The organism is Blautia sp. XA-2221 (assembly GCF_028767025.1).
Classification (GTDB): Bacteria; Bacillota; Clostridia; order Lachnospirales; family Lachnospiraceae; genus Blautia_A.
In genome coordinates, this window is the sequence record NZ_JAJQXX010000001.1 from 258,342 (window position 1) to 280,319 (window position 21,978).

At 43.1% G+C, this 21,978-nt stretch carries 22 protein-coding genes; 17 read left to right on the top strand and 5 right to left on the bottom strand.

The features are described 5' to 3' along the window. The first annotated feature begins 223 nt into the window (after nt 1-223). The 14 genes from infC to LU279_RS01270 all read left to right on the top strand — a co-directional run bounded on the left by infC (nt 224) and on the right by LU279_RS01270 (nt 13,650). Nucleotides 224-718 carry a translation initiation factor IF-3 gene (infC, locus tag LU279_RS01205; protein ID WP_138270379.1) on the top strand — a complete coding sequence of 165 codons (495 nt, stop codon included), beginning with the start codon at nt 224-226 and terminating at the stop codon, nt 716-718. Between the two features lie 84 nt (nt 719-802). After that, a complete protein-coding gene (gene rpmI / locus LU279_RS01210) occupies nt 803-1,000 on the top strand; it encodes a 50S ribosomal protein L35 (protein ID WP_015541985.1) in 198 nt (65 codons plus the stop codon). Nucleotides 1,001-1,031: 31 nt separating this feature from the next. After that, complete coding sequence (rplT, locus tag LU279_RS01215) at nt 1,032-1,388, top strand: 50S ribosomal protein L20 (RefSeq protein ID WP_022068216.1); 357 nt, start codon at nt 1,032-1,034, stop codon at nt 1,386-1,388. Nucleotides 1,389-1,657: 269 nt separating this feature from the next. After that, the gene (locus LU279_RS01220) at nt 1,658-2,815 is read left to right on the top strand and encodes an ABC transporter substrate-binding protein (RefSeq protein WP_274420224.1); all 1,158 of its coding nucleotides are present in this window, start codon (nt 1,658-1,660) and stop codon (nt 2,813-2,815) included. 111 nt (nt 2,816-2,926) lie between these two features. After that, nucleotides 2,927-3,811, top strand: a complete 885-nt coding sequence (locus LU279_RS01225; protein WP_274420226.1) for a branched-chain amino acid ABC transporter permease — start codon at nt 2,927-2,929, stop codon at nt 3,809-3,811. 10 nt (nt 3,812-3,821) lie between these two features. Continuing rightward, nucleotides 3,822-4,895 (top strand): branched-chain amino acid ABC transporter permease, encoded by a 1,074-nt coding sequence (locus tag LU279_RS01230; RefSeq protein ID WP_274420228.1) that lies wholly within the window; start codon nt 3,822-3,824, stop codon nt 4,893-4,895. A gap of 2 nt (nt 4,896-4,897) precedes the next feature. Beyond that, complete coding sequence (locus LU279_RS01235; protein WP_274420230.1) at nt 4,898-5,656, top strand: ABC transporter ATP-binding protein; 759 nt, start codon at nt 4,898-4,900, stop codon at nt 5,654-5,656. A gap of 13 nt (nt 5,657-5,669) precedes the next feature. Continuing rightward, nucleotides 5,670-6,380 (top strand): ABC transporter ATP-binding protein, encoded by a 711-nt coding sequence (locus tag LU279_RS01240; protein WP_274420232.1) that lies wholly within the window; start codon nt 5,670-5,672, stop codon nt 6,378-6,380. Nucleotides 6,381-6,424: 44 nt separating this feature from the next. After that, a complete protein-coding gene (locus LU279_RS01245; protein ID WP_274420234.1) occupies nt 6,425-7,051 on the top strand; it encodes a cytidylate kinase-like family protein in 627 nt (208 codons plus the stop codon). A gap of 284 nt (nt 7,052-7,335) precedes the next feature. Continuing rightward, complete coding sequence (locus LU279_RS01250) at nt 7,336-8,064, top strand: polysaccharide deacetylase family protein (protein ID WP_274420236.1); 729 nt, start codon at nt 7,336-7,338, stop codon at nt 8,062-8,064. Between the two features lie 74 nt (nt 8,065-8,138). Then, nucleotides 8,139-8,801: a YesL family protein gene (locus LU279_RS01255; RefSeq protein ID WP_274420237.1), complete on the top strand. Its 663-nt coding sequence runs from the start codon at nt 8,139-8,141 to the stop codon at nt 8,799-8,801. Continuing rightward, complete coding sequence (locus LU279_RS01260) at nt 8,801-9,769, top strand: TIGR01212 family radical SAM protein (protein WP_274420239.1); 969 nt, start codon at nt 8,801-8,803, stop codon at nt 9,767-9,769. The genes LU279_RS01255 and LU279_RS01260 overlap by 1 nt, the downstream gene beginning before the upstream one ends. 52 nt (nt 9,770-9,821) lie before the next feature. Further along, complete coding sequence (locus LU279_RS01265) at nt 9,822-10,334, top strand: DUF4364 family protein (RefSeq protein WP_274420242.1); 513 nt, start codon at nt 9,822-9,824, stop codon at nt 10,332-10,334. A gap of 235 nt (nt 10,335-10,569) precedes the next feature. Next, entirely contained in the window at nt 10,570-13,650 is a 3,081-nt protein-coding gene (locus tag LU279_RS01270; RefSeq protein WP_274420244.1) for a MucBP domain-containing protein, read from the top strand. Between the two features lie 30 nt (nt 13,651-13,680). On the opposite strand, the gene LU279_RS01275 is transcribed toward LU279_RS01270, so the two are convergent. Beyond that, nucleotides 13,681-14,997, bottom strand: coding sequence for a replication-associated recombination protein A (locus LU279_RS01275; protein ID WP_274420246.1), 1,317 nt, complete (start codon nt 14,995-14,997; stop codon nt 13,681-13,683). Between the two features lie 74 nt (nt 14,998-15,071). Next, nucleotides 15,072-15,794 (bottom strand): phosphatase, encoded by a 723-nt coding sequence (locus LU279_RS01280; RefSeq protein WP_274420248.1) that lies wholly within the window; start codon nt 15,792-15,794, stop codon nt 15,072-15,074. Nucleotides 15,795-15,972: 178 nt separating this feature from the next. On the opposite strand from LU279_RS01280, the gene LU279_RS01285 reads away from it, so the two are divergent. Then, nucleotides 15,973-16,296: a YerC/YecD family TrpR-related protein gene (locus tag LU279_RS01285; protein ID WP_147598701.1), complete on the top strand. Its 324-nt coding sequence runs from the start codon at nt 15,973-15,975 to the stop codon at nt 16,294-16,296. 60 nt (nt 16,297-16,356) lie between these two features. Here LU279_RS01285 and LU279_RS01290 read toward each other — a convergent pair whose 3' ends face one another. Further along, on the bottom strand, nt 16,357-18,027 hold the full coding sequence (locus LU279_RS01290) for an N-acetylmuramoyl-L-alanine amidase (RefSeq protein ID WP_274420250.1): 1,671 nt from the start codon (nt 18,025-18,027) through the stop codon (nt 16,357-16,359). Nucleotides 18,028-18,277: 250 nt separating this feature from the next. Between LU279_RS01290 and LU279_RS01295 the strand changes: the two genes are divergently transcribed. Together LU279_RS01295 and LU279_RS01300 are read left to right on the top strand one after the other, a co-directional pair. Next, a complete protein-coding gene (locus LU279_RS01295) occupies nt 18,278-19,354 on the top strand; it encodes a serine hydrolase (protein WP_274420252.1) in 1,077 nt (358 codons plus the stop codon). 86 nt (nt 19,355-19,440) lie between these two features. Then, a complete protein-coding gene (locus tag LU279_RS01300) occupies nt 19,441-20,175 on the top strand; it encodes an SH3 domain-containing protein (RefSeq protein ID WP_274420254.1) in 735 nt (244 codons plus the stop codon). Between the two features lie 106 nt (nt 20,176-20,281). Here the strand turns inward: LU279_RS01300 and LU279_RS01305 are convergent, their stop codons facing one another. Further along, nucleotides 20,282-20,917: a DUF1836 domain-containing protein gene (locus tag LU279_RS01305; protein ID WP_274420256.1), complete on the bottom strand. Its 636-nt coding sequence runs from the start codon at nt 20,915-20,917 to the stop codon at nt 20,282-20,284. Nucleotides 20,918-21,016: 99 nt separating this feature from the next. Further along, nucleotides 21,017-21,874, bottom strand: a complete 858-nt coding sequence (locus tag LU279_RS01310) for an AraC family transcriptional regulator (protein WP_274420258.1) — start codon at nt 21,872-21,874, stop codon at nt 21,017-21,019. Between the last annotated feature and the right edge of the window lie 104 nt (nt 21,875-21,978).

Here is a 21,978-nt window from a genome sequence, read left to right on the forward strand (position 1 = left end):
GCACAGGATGCGTCTCAGGTTTATATGTCTCAGCATTTGTAAGACAGGATTTTCCTTTCAGATAAATGTATGGCACAGAAGCTGTCTGTGGATATCAGAGCGCTGTACTATGGGAATATGAGCAGAGTGTGGATTCGTCCATGCTTTTTTTGTTTCACAGAAACGTGTAAAAGTCAGGGTATATCATTTACAGGTATGGAGGTGTACAACAATTAGCAATTTAATGATTAACGAACAAATCAGAGACAAAGAAGTACGTCTGATCGGAGCAGACGGAGCCCAGCTTGGTATCATGTCTGCAAAGGAGGCCATGTTTAAGGCACAGGAGGCAGGACTTGACCTTGTAAAGATCGCGCCACAGGCAAAACCGCCGGTATGCAAGATCATTGATTACGGAAAATACCGTTACGAACTTTCCCGTAAGGAAAAAGAAGCCAAAAAGAAACAGAAAACGATTGACATTAAAGAGGTACGTCTCTCTCCTAATATTGATACGAATGACTTAAAGACAAAGGTAAACGCTGCAAGGAAATTCCTTACAAAAGGTGACCGCGTAAAAGTCACTCTGCGTTTCCGTGGAAGAGAAATGGCTCATATGGCAAGCAGCAGACATGTTCTGGATGATTTTGCAGAGCTTCTGAAAGATATCGCTGTAGTAGAAAAGGCTCCCAAGATTGAGGGAAGAAGCATGACAATGTTTCTCAGCGAAAAACGTTAAGCAGTTACTGTTACCGTGTCCGGTTTCGGATACTGCAGTAATGTGAAATATAAAACAGAACCACGAATCAAGGAGGAAATAAAAATGCCTAAGATTAAAACATGTAGAGCAGCAGCAAAACGCTTCAAAAAAACTGGTACCGGAAAGATCATGAGAAACAAAGCTTATAAGAGCCATATCTTAACAAAGAAATCTCAGAAAAGAAAGAGAAATCTTAGAAAGGCCACTGTTGTTGATTCCACAAACCTGAAGAATATCAAGAAAGCACTGCCTTATTTATAAGAAGAGAAGACGAACAGGAGGAAATTAAGAAATGGCAAGAATTAAAGGCGGATTAAACGCAAAGAAAAAACATAATCGTACATTAAAACTGGCAAAGGGTTACAGAGGAGCCCGTTCCAAACAGTATAGAATTGCAAAACAGTCTGTAATGAGAGCTCTTGCAAGCTCCTACGCAGGAAGAAAACAGAAAAAACGTCAGTTCAGACAGCTCTGGATCGCACGTATCAACGCTGCTGCAAGAATGAACGGACTTTCCTACAGCAAGATGATGCACGGACTGAAAGTTGCAAACATCGACATCAACAGAAAGATGCTTGCTGAGCTTGCAGTAAACGATGCAGAAGGCTTCAAAGCACTTGCAGAGATCGCTAAAAAAGCTATCGCATAAGTAAATATTGAAGTAACAGGAGAGAAAATCTCCTTTCAGAAACCGGTATCCCGTACAGGATGCCGGTTTTTTTGCTTGTAAATATTTTGCAAATTTATACTTGAAATCAAATATATCAGATGCTATAATCAAAACATTAAAGTATTAGCGAACGAAAGTCAGGGGAAAAGCCTGAGCCGGCTGGTAGTCCAGTGGGCTTTTTTCACATCATCTGTACGAAGAGGAACAGGATGTTGATGATCGTTAGAAATTCAAGGAGGAGATTTGTTATGAGAAACTGGAAAAAGGTGTTAAGTGTAACTGTAGCAGCAGTGGCAGCAACCGCAGCCATGCCTGCAATGGTATTCGCAGAAGATGACGAAACATTTAAAATCGGTGTGATCGGCCCAATGACAGGCGATTATGCACAGTATGGTACAAACGTATACAATGCAGCGAAAATTGCAGTAGACGAAATCAATAAAGACGGCGGATTTAACGGATATCAGGTTGAGATACTTGATGCCGGCGACGATATGGGTGATCCGGAGAAGTCAGTCAATGCTTATAACGACCTTCTTGATAAAGGAATGCAGATGCTTTGCGGAGCAACTACATCATCCTCCTGTATTGCAGTAGGAGCAGAGGCGGCAGAGAGCACATTCCTGTTTACACCATCTGCAACCGCTGTTGATTCTATTACAGCAGGAAGCAATGAGTTCCGTATGTGCTTTACCGATCCGGCTCAGGGAGCAAAATCTGCAGAATATATCGGCGAGCATGGACTTGCAACAAAGGTAGCAGTTCTCTATGACTCCATGGCTGATTATAATTCCGGCGTACATGATTCTTTTGTGGAAGCGGCAGAAGAAAACGGACTGGAAGTTGTAGCTGACGAGGCATACACAACAGACAATAATACAGACTATTCCGTACAGCTGAAAAAAATCGCTGACAGCGGCGCAGAGCTTCTTTTCCTGCCAAACTACTATTCAGATAATGCTCTGATCCTTCAGCAGGCATCTGAGGCAGGAATGGATATCAAGTTCTTTGGTGTTGACGGTATGGACGGAATCCTTGGAGTTGAGAATTTCGATACTTCTCTGGCAGAAGGCGTTATGCTTCTGACTCCTTTCTCTGCAACTTCAGAGGACGAGGCAAGCCAGGCATTTGTAAAGGCTTACGGTGATGCCAATAACGGCGAGGTTCCCAATCAGTTCGCAGCAGACACCTATGATGTGATCTATGCAATGAAAGCGGCAGCAGATACAGCAGAGATCACACCGGATATGGCAAATGAGGATATCAGTGTGGCAATGTCTGAGGCTATGCTTGAGATCGAACTTGACGGACTTACCGGAAAAGCTACATGGACAGAAGACGGAGAGTGCGACAAGGAGCCAAAGGCTTTTGTTATTGAAAACGGTGAATATAAAGAAATGGAATAATCAGTGAATAAATATACACTAAAAAATTAAGGGACGGGGGATGGTGCCTGTGCATAAGTACTGTCCTCCGTTTCTTTTATGTAACAATAAAATTTCTATATGAGGTGCACTATGAGTTTTATATCTTATTTAAAAGATGGAATCAGCCTGGGAAGTATTTATGCGATTATCGCACTGGGCTACACAATGGTGTATGGAATTGCGAAGATGCTGAATTTTGCCCATGGTGATGTAATCATGGTCGGCGCTTTTGTAATTCTCACCGCAGTGACCAGAGGAGGAATGGGCCCGGTTCCGGCAGTGATACTTTCTGTTGTGATATGTACGGTACTGGGAGTTGTGATCGAAAAGGTCGCATATCGTCCTCTCAGAAAAGCGTCATCTAATCTGGCGGTTCTGATCACCGCCATTGGTGTCAGTTATCTTCTGCAGAACCTGGCTCTTCTGATCTTTGGAGCAGATGCCAAGAGTTTTGTCACAGTGATCGATGTTCCTTCAGTAACTCTGTTTGACGGACAGCTTGTTATTAAGGGAATTACCATTGTAACTATTGTTGTCAGCGTTGTTATTATGGTGGCTCTGACCTGGTTTGTACGCAAAACCAAACCCGGACGTGCCATGCAGGCTGTGTCTGAGGACAGAGATGCCGCTCAGTTAATGGGTGTGAATGTAAATGCAACGATTTCCCTGACCTTTGCCATTGGCTCAGGACTTGCTGCCATAGCAGGACTTCTTCTCTGCTCTGCCTATCCCACACTGACTCCGTATACAGGAGCAATGCCCGGAATCAAAGCTTTTGTGGCTGCAGTGTTCGGCGGTATCGGATCCATCCCGGGAGCCATGGTAGGAGGTATTCTTCTGGGGATTATTGAGATTTTTGGAAAAGCCTACATTTCATCTCAGGTTGCGGATGCGATCGTGTTTGCGGTACTGATCATCGTACTCCTTGTGAAACCTACCGGACTGTTTGGCAAAAACATTCAGGAGAAAGTGTAAGGTGGACGATATGAAGAAAAAGATGAATAAGACAACAAGAAGTAATTTTATAACTTATGGAATTGTGATCGTTCTGTTTGCTGTGGTCCAGACTCTTTCCTCTACAGGGAATCTTTCCAGACTTCTGACAGGCCTTCTGGTTCCTCTGTGCGTGTATACGATCGCAGCAATTTCTTTGAACCTTGTAGTGGGATTTTCCGGTGAGCTGAGTCTGGGTCATGCAGGATTTATGTGCGTGGGCGCATACTCCAGCGCACTTTTTTCTCATCTGGCAGCAGACGCTCTTCCTCCGGTTCCGAGATTTATTCTGGCGATTTTGATCGGTGCGGCAGTGGCAGGTGTGTTCGGTATTCTGATCGGTATTCCGGTACTGAGGCTTCGGGGCGATTATCTTGCGATTGTTACCCTTGCCTTTGGAGAGATCATTAAGAACCTGATCAATATTCTCTATGTCGGCGTAGATAAAAACGGTATACATGCGGCAACAACATCCGGAGGTCTTGAGCTTGCGGCTGGCGGCAAAAAAATCATGAAGGGCGCTCTGGGAATTTCCGGAACAGCCACTCTTTATAAAGAAATCAAGCCATATTTTTTCCTGATCGGAGTGATACTTGTTCTGATCACACTGTTTATTGTTCAGAATCTTGTTCATTCCAGAAGCGGTCGTGCGGTTATGTCAACAAGAGATAATCGGATTGCAGCGGAATCAGTGGGAATCAATGTGACAAAATACAAGCTTCTGGCATTTACAGTTTCTGCAGCTCTTGCAGGTGTGGCAGGCGTACTTTACTCACATAATATTTCCATGCTCAAAGTATCGGTATTTGATTACAATATGTCAATTCTGATCCTGGTATATGTGGTTCTGGGCGGAATCGGAAATCTCCGTGGCTCCATGATCGCGGCGATCATCCTTTATGCTCTTCCGGAGCTTCTCCGCGGTTTTGCAAATTACCGTATGCTGATCTATGCGATTGTTCTGATCGTGATGATGCTCTTTAACTGGGCTCCGGCAGCAAGAACATGGAGAAGCCGTATGGCAGAGAAGATCCGGGGCGGAAAAACGAAAAAGGAGGCGGCTTGATCATGGCAATGCTGGAAGTAAATCATTTGTCAATTCAGTTTGGCGGTCTTCGTGCAGTTGACGGCTTTCATATTAATATAGAAAAAGGCCAGCTTTACGGACTGATCGGTCCGAACGGAGCCGGAAAAACAACAGTTTTTAATCTTCTGACAGGCGTATATAAGCCAACAGAGGGAATTATCAGACTGGACGGACAGGATATCACAGGAAAAAGTACAATAGAGATCAATAAGGCGGGAATTGCCCGTACCTTCCAGAATATCCGTCTGTTTAAAGAGATGTCAGTTCTGGATAATGTGAAAGTAGGACTTCACAACCAGTATCAGTATTCTACTCTTACAGGAATCCTGCGACTGCCGAAGTATTTTAAGGTAGAAAAAGAAATGAATGAAAAGGCAATGGAGATCCTGAAGGTATTTGATCTGGACCAAGAGGCTGAGATCCTGGCAGGAAATCTTCCTTATGGCAAACAGCGTAAACTGGAGATTGCTCGCGCTCTTGCAACAGATCCGAAGCTTTTGCTTCTGGATGAGCCGGCAGCCGGAATGAATCCCAATGAAACTCAGGAACTGATGGATACCATCCGTTTTGTGCAGGAGCATTTCCATATGACTACCCTTCTCATTGAGCATGATATGAAACTTGTGGGCGGCATTTGTGAAAAGCTGACCGTGTTGAATTTCGGGCAGGTACTTACTGAGGGAGCGACTTCAGAAGTGCTGAATGATCCGACCGTTATCACGGCATATCTGGGAGAATAGGAGGAACGTAATCATGGCAATGTTGGAAGTAAAGGATCTTCAGGTTTATTATGGCGTGATCCAGGCTCTGAAGGGAATTTCTTTTGAGGTAAATCAGAGTGAAGTAATTGCCCTGATCGGCGCCAACGGAGCAGGAAAGACCACAACCCTTCAGACACTGACCGGAATCCTGCCGGCAAAAGCAGGCAGCATCATGTTTGAAGGAAAAGATCTCCTGAAAGTTCCGGCGCACAAGATCGTGCAGATGGGAATGGCCCATGTTCCTGAGGGAAGACGCGTATTTGCGGATATGACAGTTTATGAGAATCTCCTTATGGGCGCATACACACGCAAAGATAAAAATGAAATTGCTCAGAGCCTTGAAATGGTTTATAAAAGATTTCCCCGTCTGAAAGAGCGACAGGGACAGCGTTCAGGAACTTTGTCCGGAGGAGAGCAGCAGATGCTGGCTATGGGACGGGCTCTCATGAGCAAGCCAAGGATCATTCTGATGGATGAGCCGTCTATGGGACTGTCTCCGATTTTTGTAAATGAGATTTTTGATATTATCAAGGAAGTAAGCGAAAGTGGAACCACAGTTCTTCTGGTAGAGCAGAATGCAAAAAAAGCTCTTTCCATTGCAGACAGAGCCTATGTACTGGAAACAGGAAGTATCACTCTGGAGGGAAAAGCACAGGATCTGCTTCATAATGAGGCAGTGCAGAAAGCATATCTGGGAGAATAAATACAGCTTTGAATGACAGGGGAATATTATAAGGAGGAAAACGAATGGATGAGCATATAGTAATTTCAATTGCAAGACAGTATGGAAGCGGCGGACGCACCGTAGGAAAGATGCTTGCGGAAAAGCTGGGAATTTCATTCTATGACAAAGAGATCATCCGTATGGCTTCTGATGAAAGCGGAATTGATCTGGGACTTTTTGGCAAGGTTGAGGGTGGAAACAGAATAAAGCCGTCATTGTTTAATAAGTCTTCACTGTACAGAGGAAAGCTGGTTCAGCCGGACAGCAAGGAGTTTATTTCCGATGAAAATATTTTCAGTTATCAGGCTAAGGTTGTGAAGGATCTTGCAGAAAAAGAATCCTATGTGATCGTAGGACGTTGTGTAAACTATGTGCTGAAGGATCGTCCCAATACTCTGCGTGTGTTTGTACATGCGCCCTGGGATTTCCGTGTGGAACAGGCATCCGAAAAGATTTCCGGTTCCAGAGAAGAAATTGAGAAGTTTCTTATAAAAGACGACAGGAGAAAACAGGAGTATTACCGCAAATTTACAGGCGGTGTGTGGAATGATGCCACCAACTATGATCTTTGCCTGAACAGTGGAAAGCTTGGATTTGAAAGATGCGCGGAAGCAATCGAAGCACAGTTAAAGATCATGCTTAATAAATAGGAAAGATTCCGGACTTTTTAACAAGGGTTTTATAAAAAACAAAACAGGTATTTATGATCAAGTATCCGGTGAGGACTGATTTTTGTATAAAAGCAGAAACCAGTCCTCGTTTTTTGTATTTATTATAGAATTGTTTTTAAAATACTTTATGGAATTGGAGGTTTTTATTTAGCTTTTTTTAGTTTGCAGGAAAATCATTTCTCAAACTCCCACCGGGCAGTCATGGAATCTCCTTTGTCCTGCATAGAATTTTTATGGAAGTAAGAAAACAGGAGCGGCCACAGTTGAGAAAAGGTAAAAGAAAATTTGGAAAATGTGTTATTTGTGCAGGAATCCTGTTTGCGGTATTTGCAGTTCTGTGTAGAGCTGACAATTCTGCGATCCAGGAGGCAGGTGTTTCTGCAGCAAAAATGATTGCCGGGGAAGGAATGCAGAGGCTTGTGATGGAAGAGCTGGACAGACCTCAGATTGCGCTGACCTTTGATGACGGACCTGATCCGGAATATACAGAAATGCTTTTGGACGGGTTGAAGGAGCGGGGAATCAAAGCTTCTTTTTTCCTTCTGGGAAAGTCAATAGAGGGAAATGAGGATATTGTAAAAAGAATGTACAGAGAAGGTCATCTGATCGGAAATCATACCTACAATCACGTACAGCTTGACCGGATCTCAGATGCCGGAGCAAGGGAGGAAATACTGAAAACAAACAACAGGATTTATGAGATTACAGGAGAATATCCCGTATATATGCGCCCTCCTTATGGCGCCTGGAAAAAAGGAACAGAATTTTGTGTGGAAATGATTCCTGTATTTTGGACCATAGACACACTGGACTGGAAAACCCAGAATGTACAGGAGATACTGAGCAGAGTCCGTAAAAACATAAAAAATGGTTCGGTTATTCTGATGCACGACGAATACAAAACAACTGTGAAGGCTGCCCTTGCTCTGGCAGATGAGCTTACAGAACAGGGATATGAATTTGTGACAGTTGATCGTCTTATTCTTCCGTGAAGCTTGCTTTTTCTGCCTTTTTTCGCTATACTGTTAGACAATGACATACAAGGAATGACAAAGGAGCAGTAAAAATGGGTCGATTTTTTAATATGGATAACAAATTTTTTGTGTTTATGGGAAAGGTTGCAGATCTCTGCATGCTGAATCTTCTCTGTATTGCCTGTTGCATACCTGTGGTTACAGCAGGAGCATCTCTGACGGCTTTATATTATGTAACAATGAAGATGGTGAGAAATGAAGAGGCGTACATATTCAGAAGCTTTTTTAAGTCGTTTAAACAGAATTTTAAGCAGGCAACCATTATAAATGTGATCATGCTTATAGTAGGAGCGCTTCTTTATCTGGATACGAATATAGCAAGAAATATGGGACAGCCGGCAGGAAAGATCCTGGGAATGATTTTTGCAGTATTTACTCTTTTATATGTAATGATTTTTTTGTACGTGTACCCGGTTCTTGCAAAGTTTTATAATTCCATCAAAAATACATTGAAAAATGCATTTTTAATGGCGATCCGTCATCTTCCTTTTACTTTCCTGATGTTGATCATCTGTTTCTGTCCTCTGGCAATCTTTTTTATTCCGTCATTTCAGATACAGATGTCATTGATCCTTCTGTTTATTTTGTTTGGACCGGCCGTGATTGCATATGCCAATTCACATTTCTTTGTAAAAATTTTTGACAGGTATATTCCAAAAGAGCCGGATCCGGAGGAAGCAGAGGTAATGCCTTGATGAAAGAACTGAATAAAGAAAGCCGGGAACAGCGTAAGAGCTGGAACGGAAAACCTTATCGCTCCCTGGACTATATGCTCAGGGAGCGTTTTGGCGAAAAGGTCTATAAGGTCACCTTAAACGGTGGAATGTCCTGTCCCAACAGAGACGGTACTCTTGGCACAGGCGGCTGTATTTTCTGCAGTGAGGGCGGAAGTGGAGATTTTGCAGCAGATGTGGCGCTGTCCATTACCGAGCAGATTGAAAGTCAGATTGAGATTCTTTCACAGAAACGTCCCATTCAGAAATATATAGCGTATTTTCAGGCATACACAAATACCTACGCCCCGGTGGAATATCTCAGGAAAATTTTTACAGAGGCAATGTCTCATCCTCAGATTGTAGCCCTGTCTGTAGGAACCAGACCGGACTGTCTGGGAGAGGAGATTTTGGATCTTCTGGAAGAGCTGAACCGGATTAAACCGGTATGGATTGAACTGGGACTTCAGACGATTCATGAAAAAACAGCTCAGTACATCAGAAGGGGTTACCGACTTTCCTGTTTTGAGCAGGCAGTGGAGAATCTTCGCAGACGGAATATCGAGGTGATCGTTCATACGATCCTGGGTCTTCCCGGAGAAAGCAGAGAAGATATTCTTGAAACAATGAGATATCTGAACAAAAAAGATATCCAGGGGATCAAGCTTCAGCTTCTTCATGTTCTGAAAGGGACAGACCTGGCATATGATTATCTTGCAGGAAGATTTCGTGTTTATGAGAGAGAAGAATATCTGGATCTGCTGATCCAGTGTCTGGAAAATCTGGATCCGGAGATCGTGATCCACAGGATAACGGGAGATGGTCCGAAAGATCTTCTGATCGCTCCTCTGTGGGCGTCAAGGAAACGGGAGGTTCTGAATCTGCTTCACCATCAGATGAAAGAACAGAACAGTTACCAGGGGAAAAATTTGAAAGTTTCTGCTTGTTAAAGAACTGAAAGAACAGATATGTTCCGGATGTAAGTGAGAAAGAGGTGGTAGAATGGCAGAACCATTTACAATTTATAAACTGATGGTACTTTATATGGCTCAGCATTCCAGAGAAGAGCTGACAAATTCTCAGATTTCAGAGTTTGTGCTGGACAGGGAGTATACGGATTACCTTCATCTTCAGCAGGTATTGTCAGAACTGGTGGAGACAGGGCTTCTGAGACGGCGGACGGTTTCTAACAGTTCTCATTATGAACTGACAGAAGAGGGAAGTAAGACACTTTCCTATTTTGAAAATGATCTTTCTCAGGATATCAGAAATGAAATTGAAGAATTTCTGAGAGATTATGGATATGAGGTACCGGAAAGGATCCTTATGCCGGCTGACTATTATACAACGCCTCAGGGAACCTATGCAGTCCGGTGCCAGCTGATCGAAAAGGATGCAGCGATCATGGATCTGACAATGGCGGCGCCAAATAAAGAGGCTGCGCGTGCCATATGTAAAAGCTGGCCTCAGAAATGCCAGGATATTTATACTTCCATTATGGGAGAGCTGATCTAAAAAATATAATGATTTTATGGACACTGTCAACAGCCTGGGACAGTGTCTTTTTTTGTTTGTTATTTACAGGAGAAAACTGCTGGAATATACAGGAGAATGAAGTGTAAAAATGTTGAAATACAGGTAAAAACAGGATAATTTATATTGACTTTCCAATACCGGGGGGGGGTATAATGAGAATGATAACATAGGATTAGGGGAATCCCTAAAAGCAGAGATGGAGGAAAAAGACGCTATGAAAAACAAAGTAGTAAGAAAACTTCTTATGGTTGGCCTCAGCTCCTCTGTAGTTTTAACAAGCACAGTAGGCGTAACAGCCGCATCTATGGATGCAACTACTGATGCCATTGTTGAAAACGCAGCAGAAGATGAGGTTCTCACACCAGTAGCAGATGAAGATGCACTGGCAGAAGAAACAGCAGAGGAAGAAACAACAGAAGAGACTGGCGAAGAAGTGGCAGAGGAAGATACAGCAACAGAAGCAGCAGAAGACTTACAGCTGGTAGTTCCGATTACAGTTTACTATGTAGATCAGAACGATGGAAGCGGTGTTGGAAACGAAGTAATCAATGCAAAGGTATATAATGGTTATTATACACTTAGTAGCAAGGACTTCACAGTTCCGGCAGGTTACAAATTAGTGGAAACAGGAGATTTCTCCGGCCCTTATACTGACAGCGCATATACAGCATATGTAGAGAAGGTAGAAACTCCGGAGCACGAAACAAAAACCGTTACAGTTAATTACAAGACAGATGACGGAGCTGCGGTTGGTAAGGGAAGTGTTACTGTTGAACCACAGTATACAGATGATGGTCAGGTTTATTACCAGTTCAAAGGTACTCAGCTGACAGATGTACCTGAGAATTATGAGATCGCAAATCTTGGTGATTACGATGTAACCAATACAGATGCAGTAGATGTTATTGTAAGAAAAAAAGCAGCAGAAACTAAAACTGTATATGTAAGTTTCATTGATGAAGAGACAAAACAGCCTCTTGAAAAAGATGGAATACAGGCCATTGAAATCGGTGCAAAAGATGCTATCTTTAATACAAGCAAACTCACAGCGCCGAAAGGATATGAAATCTGCAAAGAGGGTGATGTATACGTTGGAGAAGATGGAACTACAGTTAACGTTGAAGTAAGAAAAGTTGCAGAAACTAAAACTGTATATGTAAGCTTCATTGATGAAGAGACAAAACAGCCTCTTGAAAACGGAATCCAGGAGATTAAAATCGGTGCAAACGATACCATCTTTAATACAAGCAAACTTACAGCACCGAAAGGATATGAGATCAGTAATCCGGGTGATGTATACGTTGGAGAAGATGGAGATACAGTTAACGTTGAAGTAAGAAAAGTTGCAGAAACCAGAACTGTATATGTAAGCTTCATTGACGAGGAAACAAAACAGCCTCTTGAAAACGGAATCCAGGAGATTAAAATCGGTGCAGAGGATACTATGTTTAATACAAGCAAACTTACAGCACCGGAAGGATATGAAATCTGTAACCAGGGTGACGTATACGTTGAAAAAAACGATACCGTTAATGTTGAAGTAAGAAGAGCAGGAGCTGAAACAAGAACAATCTATGTAAGTCTTGTAACAGAGTCCGGAGATGTGATTTCTTCAAACCAGGAAATCGAGATTGTTGCCGGAGCTACAACATTCAATACAAGCCGTCTGGCTGTTCCGAAGGGATATGAGCTTTGCCAGGTTGGTGATATGTACATTGGCAATGGTGATACTATGAACGTTTTTGTCAGAGAAGTACAGGTAGTAACTGACAAGAATATCATTGTAAACTATGTAGATGAAGAGAACAAAAATGTTGGAACTCAGGATCTTGTTGTAGGCGCAGACGATACTTATGTGAATACAAGTAAGTTAAATGTTCCTTATGGATATGAGCTTGTAAATGTTGGAGATCTTGCATTTAATGCAGATAATACTTTAACAGTTCAGGTAAGAGCAAAAGAGTATACAAAAGACGTTACAGTAAACTATGTGGATGAAGCTGGAAATCCGGTTCTGACCACAAGCATCAAACTTGCTGAGGATGCAACATACTTTAACACAAACATCCTTACAGATGTACCATACGGCTGGATCATTGCAGTTGTAGGTGACATTCCGTTAAATGAAGACGGAACAGCAACAGTTGTTGTAAGAGAAAAGAAATATACAAAAGATGTTGTGATCAACTATGTAGACGAACTTGGAAACAATGTAGCTACATCTGGAATTACAGTAGACGATGCCGCAACATACTTTAACACAAGCATTCTTACAGACGTACCATACGGCTGGGAGCTTGCAAGTGTAGGCGATATTACAATCAACGAAGATAACACAGCAAACGTAGTAGTAAGAGAAAAAGTTTACCAGAGAGATGTTGTGATCAATTATGTAGATGAGGCCGGAAACAGCGTGGCAACATCCGGAATCAAACTTGATGAGAACGCAACATACTTCAACACAAGCATTCTTACAGACGTACCATACGGCTGGGAGCTTGTAAATGTAGGAGATATTCCGGTAGACTTTGAGACAAATTCTGCAAACGTAGTAGTAAGAGAAAAAGCTTACACAAAAGATGTTGTGATCAACTATGTAGACGAAGAAGGAAACAATGTCCTTACTTCCGGCATCAAGCTTGATAAAGATGCAACATACTTCAATACAGGCATCCTTACAGACGTACCTTATGGCTGGGAGCTTGCAAACGTAGGCGATATCCCGGTAAATGAGGATAACACAGCAACAGTTGTTGTAAGACAGAAAAAATACACAAGAGATGTTACAGTTAAATATGTAACTGAAGATGGTAAAGAGGTAGGCACAGGTGCTCTTGTTGTTGATGAAAAAGATACATACATCAACACAAGCATTCTTGCAGATGTACCGGAAGGATATGTAATTGCAGTTGTTGGTGATCTTCCGATCGAAGACAATACAGTAGTAGTTACTGTTCGTGCAGAGAAAGTTGATCCGGAGAATCCAAATCCAGAGAATCCAGATCCGGAGAATCCGACTCCAGATCCGGAAAACCCAACTCCAAACCCGGAAAATCCAGATCAGCCGGTTGACCCGGAAAAACCGGATCAGAACAAACCAACTGTAGCACCGGAGAAACCGAACAACAATAATCAGAATAACGATCAGAATACAACTGATGCAAATAAGTCTGAGGTTAAAACAAACAATCCTAAAACAGGCGATGCAACAAACACTGTACCGTTAGTAGCAGGATTACTTGGAAGTGGTTCTATGATCGGTCTGATCCAGATGCTTAGAAGAAAGAAAAAATAAATAATTCCATCTCAAAAAAATCGGGGCTCGTTAAAGAGCTCCGATTTTTTTCATGTATTCCTTTAAGGTTTTTTCATATCCCATATCACTTAATTCATAAAAATGTTCATCCTGTATTTCAGAAGGAAGATACTGCTGTCTGACATAATGATCCGGGTAATTGTGAGCGTACTGATAGCCGATTCCTTTGCCAAGCTTTTCGTGGCCGCCGTAGTGGGCGTCCTGAAGATGGACCGGCACGGTAGTCCGTGTTTTCTTTACAGAGTCCATGGCAGCGGCGATTGCGTTTACAGCCGAGTTGCTTTTTGGGGCGCAGGCCATATAAGCAACAGCCTGGGAGAGGATGATCTGGGATTCCGGCATACCTACACGTTCAACAGCCTGTGCAGCTGCTGCAGCCACACAGAGCGCCTGGGGATCTGCATTTCCGATGTCCTCAGACGCAAGTATCATGATCCTTCGGGCAATAAATTTAACATCTTCTCCTGCATAAAGCATTTTTGCCAGATAGTATACAGCTGCGTCCGGATCAGAGCCACGCATACTTTTTATAAAGGCAGAAATAATGTCATAGTGATTGTCGCCTTTTTTGTCATACTGAATCACACGTTTCTGGATACATTCAGAGGCAACGTCAAGAGTCAGATGAATGAGTCCGTCCTGGCTTTTTGGGGTGGTAAGGATTCCAAGCTCCACTGCGTTCAAAGCGCTTCTTGCATCGCCGCCTGCCATATCTGCCAGAAATTCCACTGCGTCCGGTTCTATGACTGCGCCGTAATTTCCCATACCCCTGTCGCAGTCGTTCACAGCCCGGAGGATCAAGGTTTGAATGTCCTGATTGCTCAGAGCCTTCAGTTCAAAGATAATAGACCGGGACAAAAGAGCGCTGTTTACTTCAAAATAAGGATTTTCCGTAGTTGCTCCGATCAGGATGATTGTCCCATCCTCTACAAAAGGAAGAAGATAATCCTGCTGTCCCTTATTGAAGCGATGAATCTCGTCAATAAAAAGGATCGTTTTTTTGCCGTACATCCCAAGATTGTCCTGGGCTTCTTTTACAACGGCTTCCATATCTTTTTTTCCTGCCACAGTTGCATTGATCTGAGTAAAATTTGCACTGGTAGTATTGGCAATAACTTTTGCCAGTGTTGTTTTTCCTGTTCCGGGAGGTCCGTAAAAAATAACAGAGGTCAGTTTATCCGCTTTTATCGCTCGATAGAGCAGCTTGTCCTTTCCTACAATATGTTCCTGCCCTACGACTTCGTCCAGGGAAGTGGGGCGAAGACGGGAGGCAAGAGGAGATTCTCTGTCCAGTGTTTTTGATTTTGCATATTCAAATAAATCCATAATAGTCACTCCATTTTGAAAGTATAAATCCGGTTTTGTGTCATTACTGTTATTCCCGGAAGCATCATAAATTTTTAGAATTTTCGGTTCACAAATGGTTTCAGGGCTTTTACAGAACGGTTTAAAACCAGCTCTTCAGGGAAGTCAAGCTCTTCAAGAAGACTGCGGGCACATCCCAATTCATTGATGGCGCTGTCAAAATGAGCGTCGCTGCTCATAACAACAGGAACCTGATACTTCATGCACAATTTCAGCATTTCTGTATCATTTTCTTTTGCTCCTTTACGAAAGCAGGAGGGCTCCAGGGAATGATTGTTCAGCTCCAGAACCTTGCCATGTTCTCTGGCTGCCTGAACAAGCGCAGTATAATCAATTTCATATCGTCCGTCATCCGGATGGCCGATAATATTTACATAAGGATTTTTCATAACATTCAGGTATGCTTCGGTATTTTCGTTGCGTGAGCCTGGCTTCATGCAGGGAAGATGAAGGCTGGCGATCACTACATCCATATTTCTGAGTTCTTTTTCCTCAAGATCTACCTTTCCGTCCGGACCGAGAATATTAAGTTCAGTACCCAGAAGCAGGCGGATGCCGTGCAGTTCTCTGGGAACAACCTTCAGGTTATGAAAATAAAAATTATGGCAGGTTCCGGGCATGGACGGCGCATGTTCTGTAATTCCCAGAATCTCAAGGCCTTTGTCAGCTGCTGCGGCAGCCATCTCGTGAATGGTGCAGTAGGCATGACCGCTGGCAACTGTATGTGTATGAAGATCAAGAACAGATTCGTATTTCATAAAAACCTCCGTTTTCAGCTTTATTTCCTTGTATCCCCTTTATTATACTCCATTTTGCATCATTTGAGGATACCTGTATTTTCTCTGTTTTTTCCGTCAAAAGCACTTGCCTATCATGTGCTAAAGTGTTAAAATGTATTATGCAGTAATAGGATAGTGATTTAAAGGAGCAGAGAATATGGGTAAAAAAATCAGAACAGAAGAGGTAGATCACCTATTTGAAGCGATTCTTTGTTTAAAAGATAAAGAAGAATGTTATACGTTTTTTGAGGATGTATGTACGATCAATGAACTTCTTTCTTTGTCTCAGCGTTTTGAGGTAGCCAAAATGCTGACAGATAAACGGACATATCTGGATATCTCGGAAAAAACAGGTGCATCTACTGCAACCATCAGCCGTGTAAACCGTTCTCTGAATTACGGAAATGACGGCTATGAAATGGTTTTTTCCAGAATGAGAGAAAAGGAAGCTCAGAAAGAGAATTCCGAAAAAACTGAATAATACACAGATTAAAAGAGCAGAGAATACGGATTCTGAACCGTACCTCTGCCCTTTTTTCTCTTAGGAAGGTGTGTCTGATGTTTTGACATTAGAGGTCATATACTGGTATACGTCTGAGGAAAGCTTTTTTGTAGTTTCTTTGGCATCTGCGGAATTTTTGATGTTATTGGACAGAACACAGATAACATAAGGACGCGCACTGTCCAGTACAACTGCCATATTATTTTCCATAGAATCTGTCTGAGCGCCTGATGTCCCGGCTGTTTCTAGCTCTGCTGGTAAAGCTGAGGGAATTACAGCCTTTTTGTCCTGCTGTTTCAGAAGGGACAGCATTTCTGAGGAAGCATTGCCATTTACAAGTGTCTGATTATAGATTTCGGAAAGAAGGCGGCAGCAGTCTGAGGCGCTGGTGGTGTTTTTTTCTGAACTGTCAGCTGTAAGGGGGGATTCCAGTCTGGTAGATGTGAATCCGTGGTCCTGACAGAACTGGTTTACAACAGCCGCTCCTGCTTTAAAATCTCCGCTGCCCAGAAGGGAAACAAGCTTATTGGCAGCATCATTGTCACCGGAAGCGATCATCTTCTGGAGAAGAGGCTTCAGCGTCTTCTGGTAGTCGGAAGACGGCTCTGCGTCCGGGGCAGGATAAACAAGTTTTTCATATACAGCGCCCATGATATAAGTCCGGATCAGTCCGGCAGCCTGCATGGATTCGTTGGCACGGATGGTACTGTAGTCGTCAGTTACGGGATCCATAACAGCGATTGCCCAGCTTTGCCCTGACTTTTCCATAGGAGAAGTGTACTGAGCCTGAAGGTTTTCCGTAAGCTGGCTGAGGTGTTGGCCTCTGGCGGCTGACTGTGGCTCTACAATACTGAAATATTCATCGATCCCATCTGCAATCCCGGCAACCATTGCCGGGTGATTGGCAGTATTGGTAATGTAAAGATCATCATTCTGATTACTCATAAATCCCATTTCAAGAATTGCAACCGGGACAGTGCTCCAGTTGGTTCCTGTCATATTGTCTGACGATATAATACCCTGATTTCCCAGACCTGTAGCCGCGCAGTAGTGGCTGATGATACAGGAAGCAAGTGTATTGCTTTTTTCTATGATATCAGAAGAAAGATACTGGTTGGCAGAGGTTGGAGCCATGGTCAGGGCTCCGGCAGCAGAACTGCTTTCAGAGCTGTTTGCATGGATACGGACGGTAATATCAGCATTTTGCTGAGAAGCCAGCTCCGCCCGCTCTTTGTTGCTGATAGCAGTTTCGTGATCGATTCTTGTCATAATGACCCGATATCCTCTTTCGGTAAGCTCCTGCTGAAGAAGAAGGGAAACCTGCAGATTGACCTCATATTCCGGAACGCCGGAGAAGTTTCCCTGTGTGCCGGAGGTTGCTTTTGCTTTGGTTTCGCTGGAACCGGGAGCCATAGGCTCAGGGGCGCTCATGTCAACAGAAGGGCCCTGATGTCCCGGATCGATCACAACAGTAAAATCACCGCTTCCGGAAGCCGGAGAAGCTGCGGTATTGGCGGCATCCCAGTCAATCCCGGAAGTGTTTTCTTCAGCGGGAGAATCAGAAAAAGGTTCTGAACTGTCCTTTGACTGGGAAGAGGGCGGTCCTATCATGGCCTGCCCTTCTTCGCTTTCGTAGGAAGCGCCCAGGACTGTAGTCGGGAATGTCAGTATCAGTAGTCCGACAGAAAGAATTTTTAGTATGTTCTTCATATGAATCCTCCTGAAAATAATCATATATTTCATGTGAAAATTGAAAAGCGATTGCTGAATATGGATTTTACAGAATCCTGTTTTCTATATGATAAACTATAACAAACAATTTGAAAAGAAAAAAATACTTGCAAGACTTTTAAATTAAAATTATAATGATAACACATAAAAAACTGTAAAAAATATCGCATAAAATATGCATATTGCACATAATTGCGGGGGATTGCAGGGGAAGGGATGAAAAAGTTACATGAATGGAAAAAAGGCAGGCCTTTTGACGCTGGCTTTTCTGATGATCGCAGCCCAGTCTTCCTGTGGAACAGACAAGGGGAATCAGACAGAAGAGGAAGTCCGGGAGACGGCGGAGATACCTGTAGAAGAAGAACAGAAAGAAACACAGACGGAAATTACTCCGGGAGAAATGCAGGGGCCTCAGCCGGGAGCAGAGGAACCGGAGAATCCGGAAGCCCAGGGAGATCCTGATCATCATCCGGAACCGCCGCCTGAGGAGATGCAGAGCAGCTCAGGGGACGGGGCGCTTTCACCTCCGTCAGACGCTTCATCAGGAAGTGTATTCGGGGGAGCCCAGTCTGCAGGGGCAGTAACGGATGAAGCTCTTTCCGGACTGCTTTCCAGTCTGGCGTTTCCTGTAAATAACGGAAACTGGTCTGCATATGTATGTAATATTTCAGCAAACACTGAGGGAAGTGTCAATGAACACAGAATGCAGGCAGCCAGCCTGATCAAGCTTTATATTATGGGAGCTGTTTATGAGAACTATGATAATCTCACAGCACAGTATGGTCAGGGGAACGTGGACAGCAATCTCCGTTCCATGATCACTGTCAGCGATAATGATGCGGCAAACACTCTTACAGGATATCTGGGAGGAGGAGATGCGGTTGCGGGAATGGATGTGGTCAATGGATACTGCAGCGTAAACGGGTACAGCAATACGCACATGGGAAGGCTTTTGCTGCACAGCAACGAACTGGATGACAATTATACATCTCCTGCAGACTGCGGACATTTTCTTAAAAAGGTTTATGACGGCTGGAAGTCAGGAGATCCAAAGGCAGCAGCGCAGTTTGATCTTCTGGCAGCTCAGGAGAGAAGGAACAAGATACCGGCTCAGATGCCTGCCGGTGTCAGTGTGGCAAATAAAACAGGAGAGCTTGCAGATGTGGAAAATGATGCGGGAATTATTTACAATACGCAGAATGATCTGATTCTTGTATTTATGTCAGAGCAGCTTTCAGAAGTGGGTTCAGCCCAGAGTACCATAGCGGCGTTAAGCCGGCAGATTTACGACTATTACCAGCAATAGGAAAGATAACAGAAGGAAAGTCGTTTACAGTAATCGAAGCAGCATGAGGCTGATTCAGATAATACCCTAAAAAGGAGGACAACGATATGAGTAGGAAATGGAAAAATGTTTCAGGAATTGCCCTTTTCAAATGGGCGGCGCTGTTTGCAGTGGCATTTGTGTTATCTCTGCCGATAACAGCAGAAACCGGATTTGCGGCAAACAATTACACAGTAACAGTTGCTTCAGGCTATCTTGCCCTGAGAAATGCCAAAGCCTACGACTCATCCAATGAGATCGGAGAGCTGTATACCGGGGATACTGTGGACGTAACAGATTCAAGCGGATCTACTTACTGGACTGTTTACTCTCCCAAGCATGGAAAAACGGGATATGTAAACAGAGCATATCTGGCAAACTCGGCAGGCTCCAGAACAGTAAAAGTAGACAGCGGCTATCTTGCGCTGAGAAACGACAAAGCCTACGACAGCAAAAATGAAGTTGGCAAACTGTATACCGGAGATACTGTACAGATCGCCAATACAAATGATGATACTTATTGGCTGGTATATGCTCCCGGACTTGGTAAGGGAGGCTACGTAAACAAAAATTATCTTCAGGGAACTTCCTCCGGCAATTCAGGAGAAACAAAAACCGTAAGTGTAAGCAAGGGTTATCTTGCGCTGAGAAGCGCCAAAGCCTATGATGAATCCAATGAGATCGGGGAATTATATACCGGGGATAAGGTACAGGTAACAGATACCAGCGATTCCACCTACTGGTATGTATATTCTCCAAAGCTTGGAAAAAGCGGATATGTAAATAAAAATTATCTTTACTGATAAAAAGGAAACTTGCTGAAAAGTAGAGAGAAATGCAAAAAAATGAAGAGAAATGCAAAAAAAGGGGGCTTGAAAAAGTCCCCTTTTCTGTGATTGATTATCAGGATCAGTTTTTGCTTTTTGATTTTTTACCTTGGGGAGGAGTATCATTGCTTTCATCCCGCAGTTCATCCACCAACTGTTCGATAAGCATTTTTTTTGTATACACATCAAAGCTCAGAAGGCAGATAAAGGAAAAAAGTTTCAGAAATCTGCGGTCTTCTTCAGGCGCTGATTCAAAAGTGGCTTCAGCGGTGTGGTAACGTTTTATCAGATCTTCCTTCAAAAGTTCCACCTGATCTTTTTCCATGCTGAACACTTCGTTGTAGATGGAGGTCAGATCCATGTCGGAATCTGAGCGAAAATATTTTTCTGTGATAGGCCCCAGAAGTGTCTGGATATCATTGATGGAAAGAATGTTTTTAAAATAATAAATAAAAATAAGCAGAAGAAGATGCTCCCGGGAATAGCGCTTCTTTTCCGGGGACGGGAGCAGATTGTTTTTGGCATAATTATTGATCATGGTTTTTGTCAGAATCTTATCTTCCGGATAACGCTTGGAGGAAGCAAGGTGTTCTTCCATAAAAGTAGTTACCTGATCCATATATAAGCTAATGTTTGGAATATCTTCCGGTTTAATATAATCAATTCTTGAAATACTTTCCAGTATACTGCCTATCATATCCTGTGTATTGATTGTCATAGTTTATCACCTCTGCATTCTATTATATAGTTTTCAAAACTACTTGTAAATATTTTTCTTACTGATTTTATCAGGCTTTTGGTTTAAAACTTATCGCTGTTATTCATGAAGGATACGGTTTTTCTGGCGATATTCTCTGGGAGACTGCCCATATACGTTTTTGAAAGCTCTGGAAAAGTGAAGCTGGTTGGGATAGCCTGTCTGAACGCTGATATCTTTTACAGGCATATCTGTGGTTTTCAGAAGTTCCGCAGCCTTTGACATACGATAGTGGATCAGGAATTCCTGGGGAGACTGCCCGATCACTTCTTTAAAAATCTTTCCGAAATAGCTTCTGTCCAGATTCAGCCTCTGGGCCATATCTTCCACTGTAATTGGGAGAGCGTAATTCTGGGAAATAAAGGTAATGGCTTCGTCCGTATAAAAACGGGAACGTTTTCCGTTCTGAACCCTTCGTCTGGAGGAGGAACCTGTAAGCAGGGCGTCCATGATCAGATAAAGATGCCCGATCAGATGAAGGGATGAGGTTTCGGAAGAACTGGAAGCCAGATGGAGAAGCTCGCTTTTCAGCGTGTCGGAAACCTGAGCGGACGCAGGGATAAAAACAGGGGATTCCGTGGAAAGTCCTGCAATATCCAGAATTTCTTTTGCTTTCAGGCCGCTGAATTCCACCCATGCATATTCCCAGGGATCTTCTCTGTCGGCAAAATAAGTATTAATGCGATCCGGCTCAATGAGAAAGCCCATTCCTCCGTGAAGTTTGTATTCTTTTGTGGTGGTCGCTGTTTCGTCAACAAGAAGTGTGCCTTTTCCGGAAAAAATATAATGGAACAGGAAGTGGTTCCGGATAGAAGGTCCGAAAGAGTGGAGCGGACGGCATTTTTCATACCCATACTGGTATAAGGTCAGATCCATAAAACGGTCGTCAGAAAACACATGAAACAAGGGAATTGGCATGTTTTGTTCTCCTTTCCATTCGAGATATGTGCAATATTACCAAAAAAAGCATTGTAATTATGTGATATTTAAACGAAAAAACTTGATTTTTTTATATTATATAC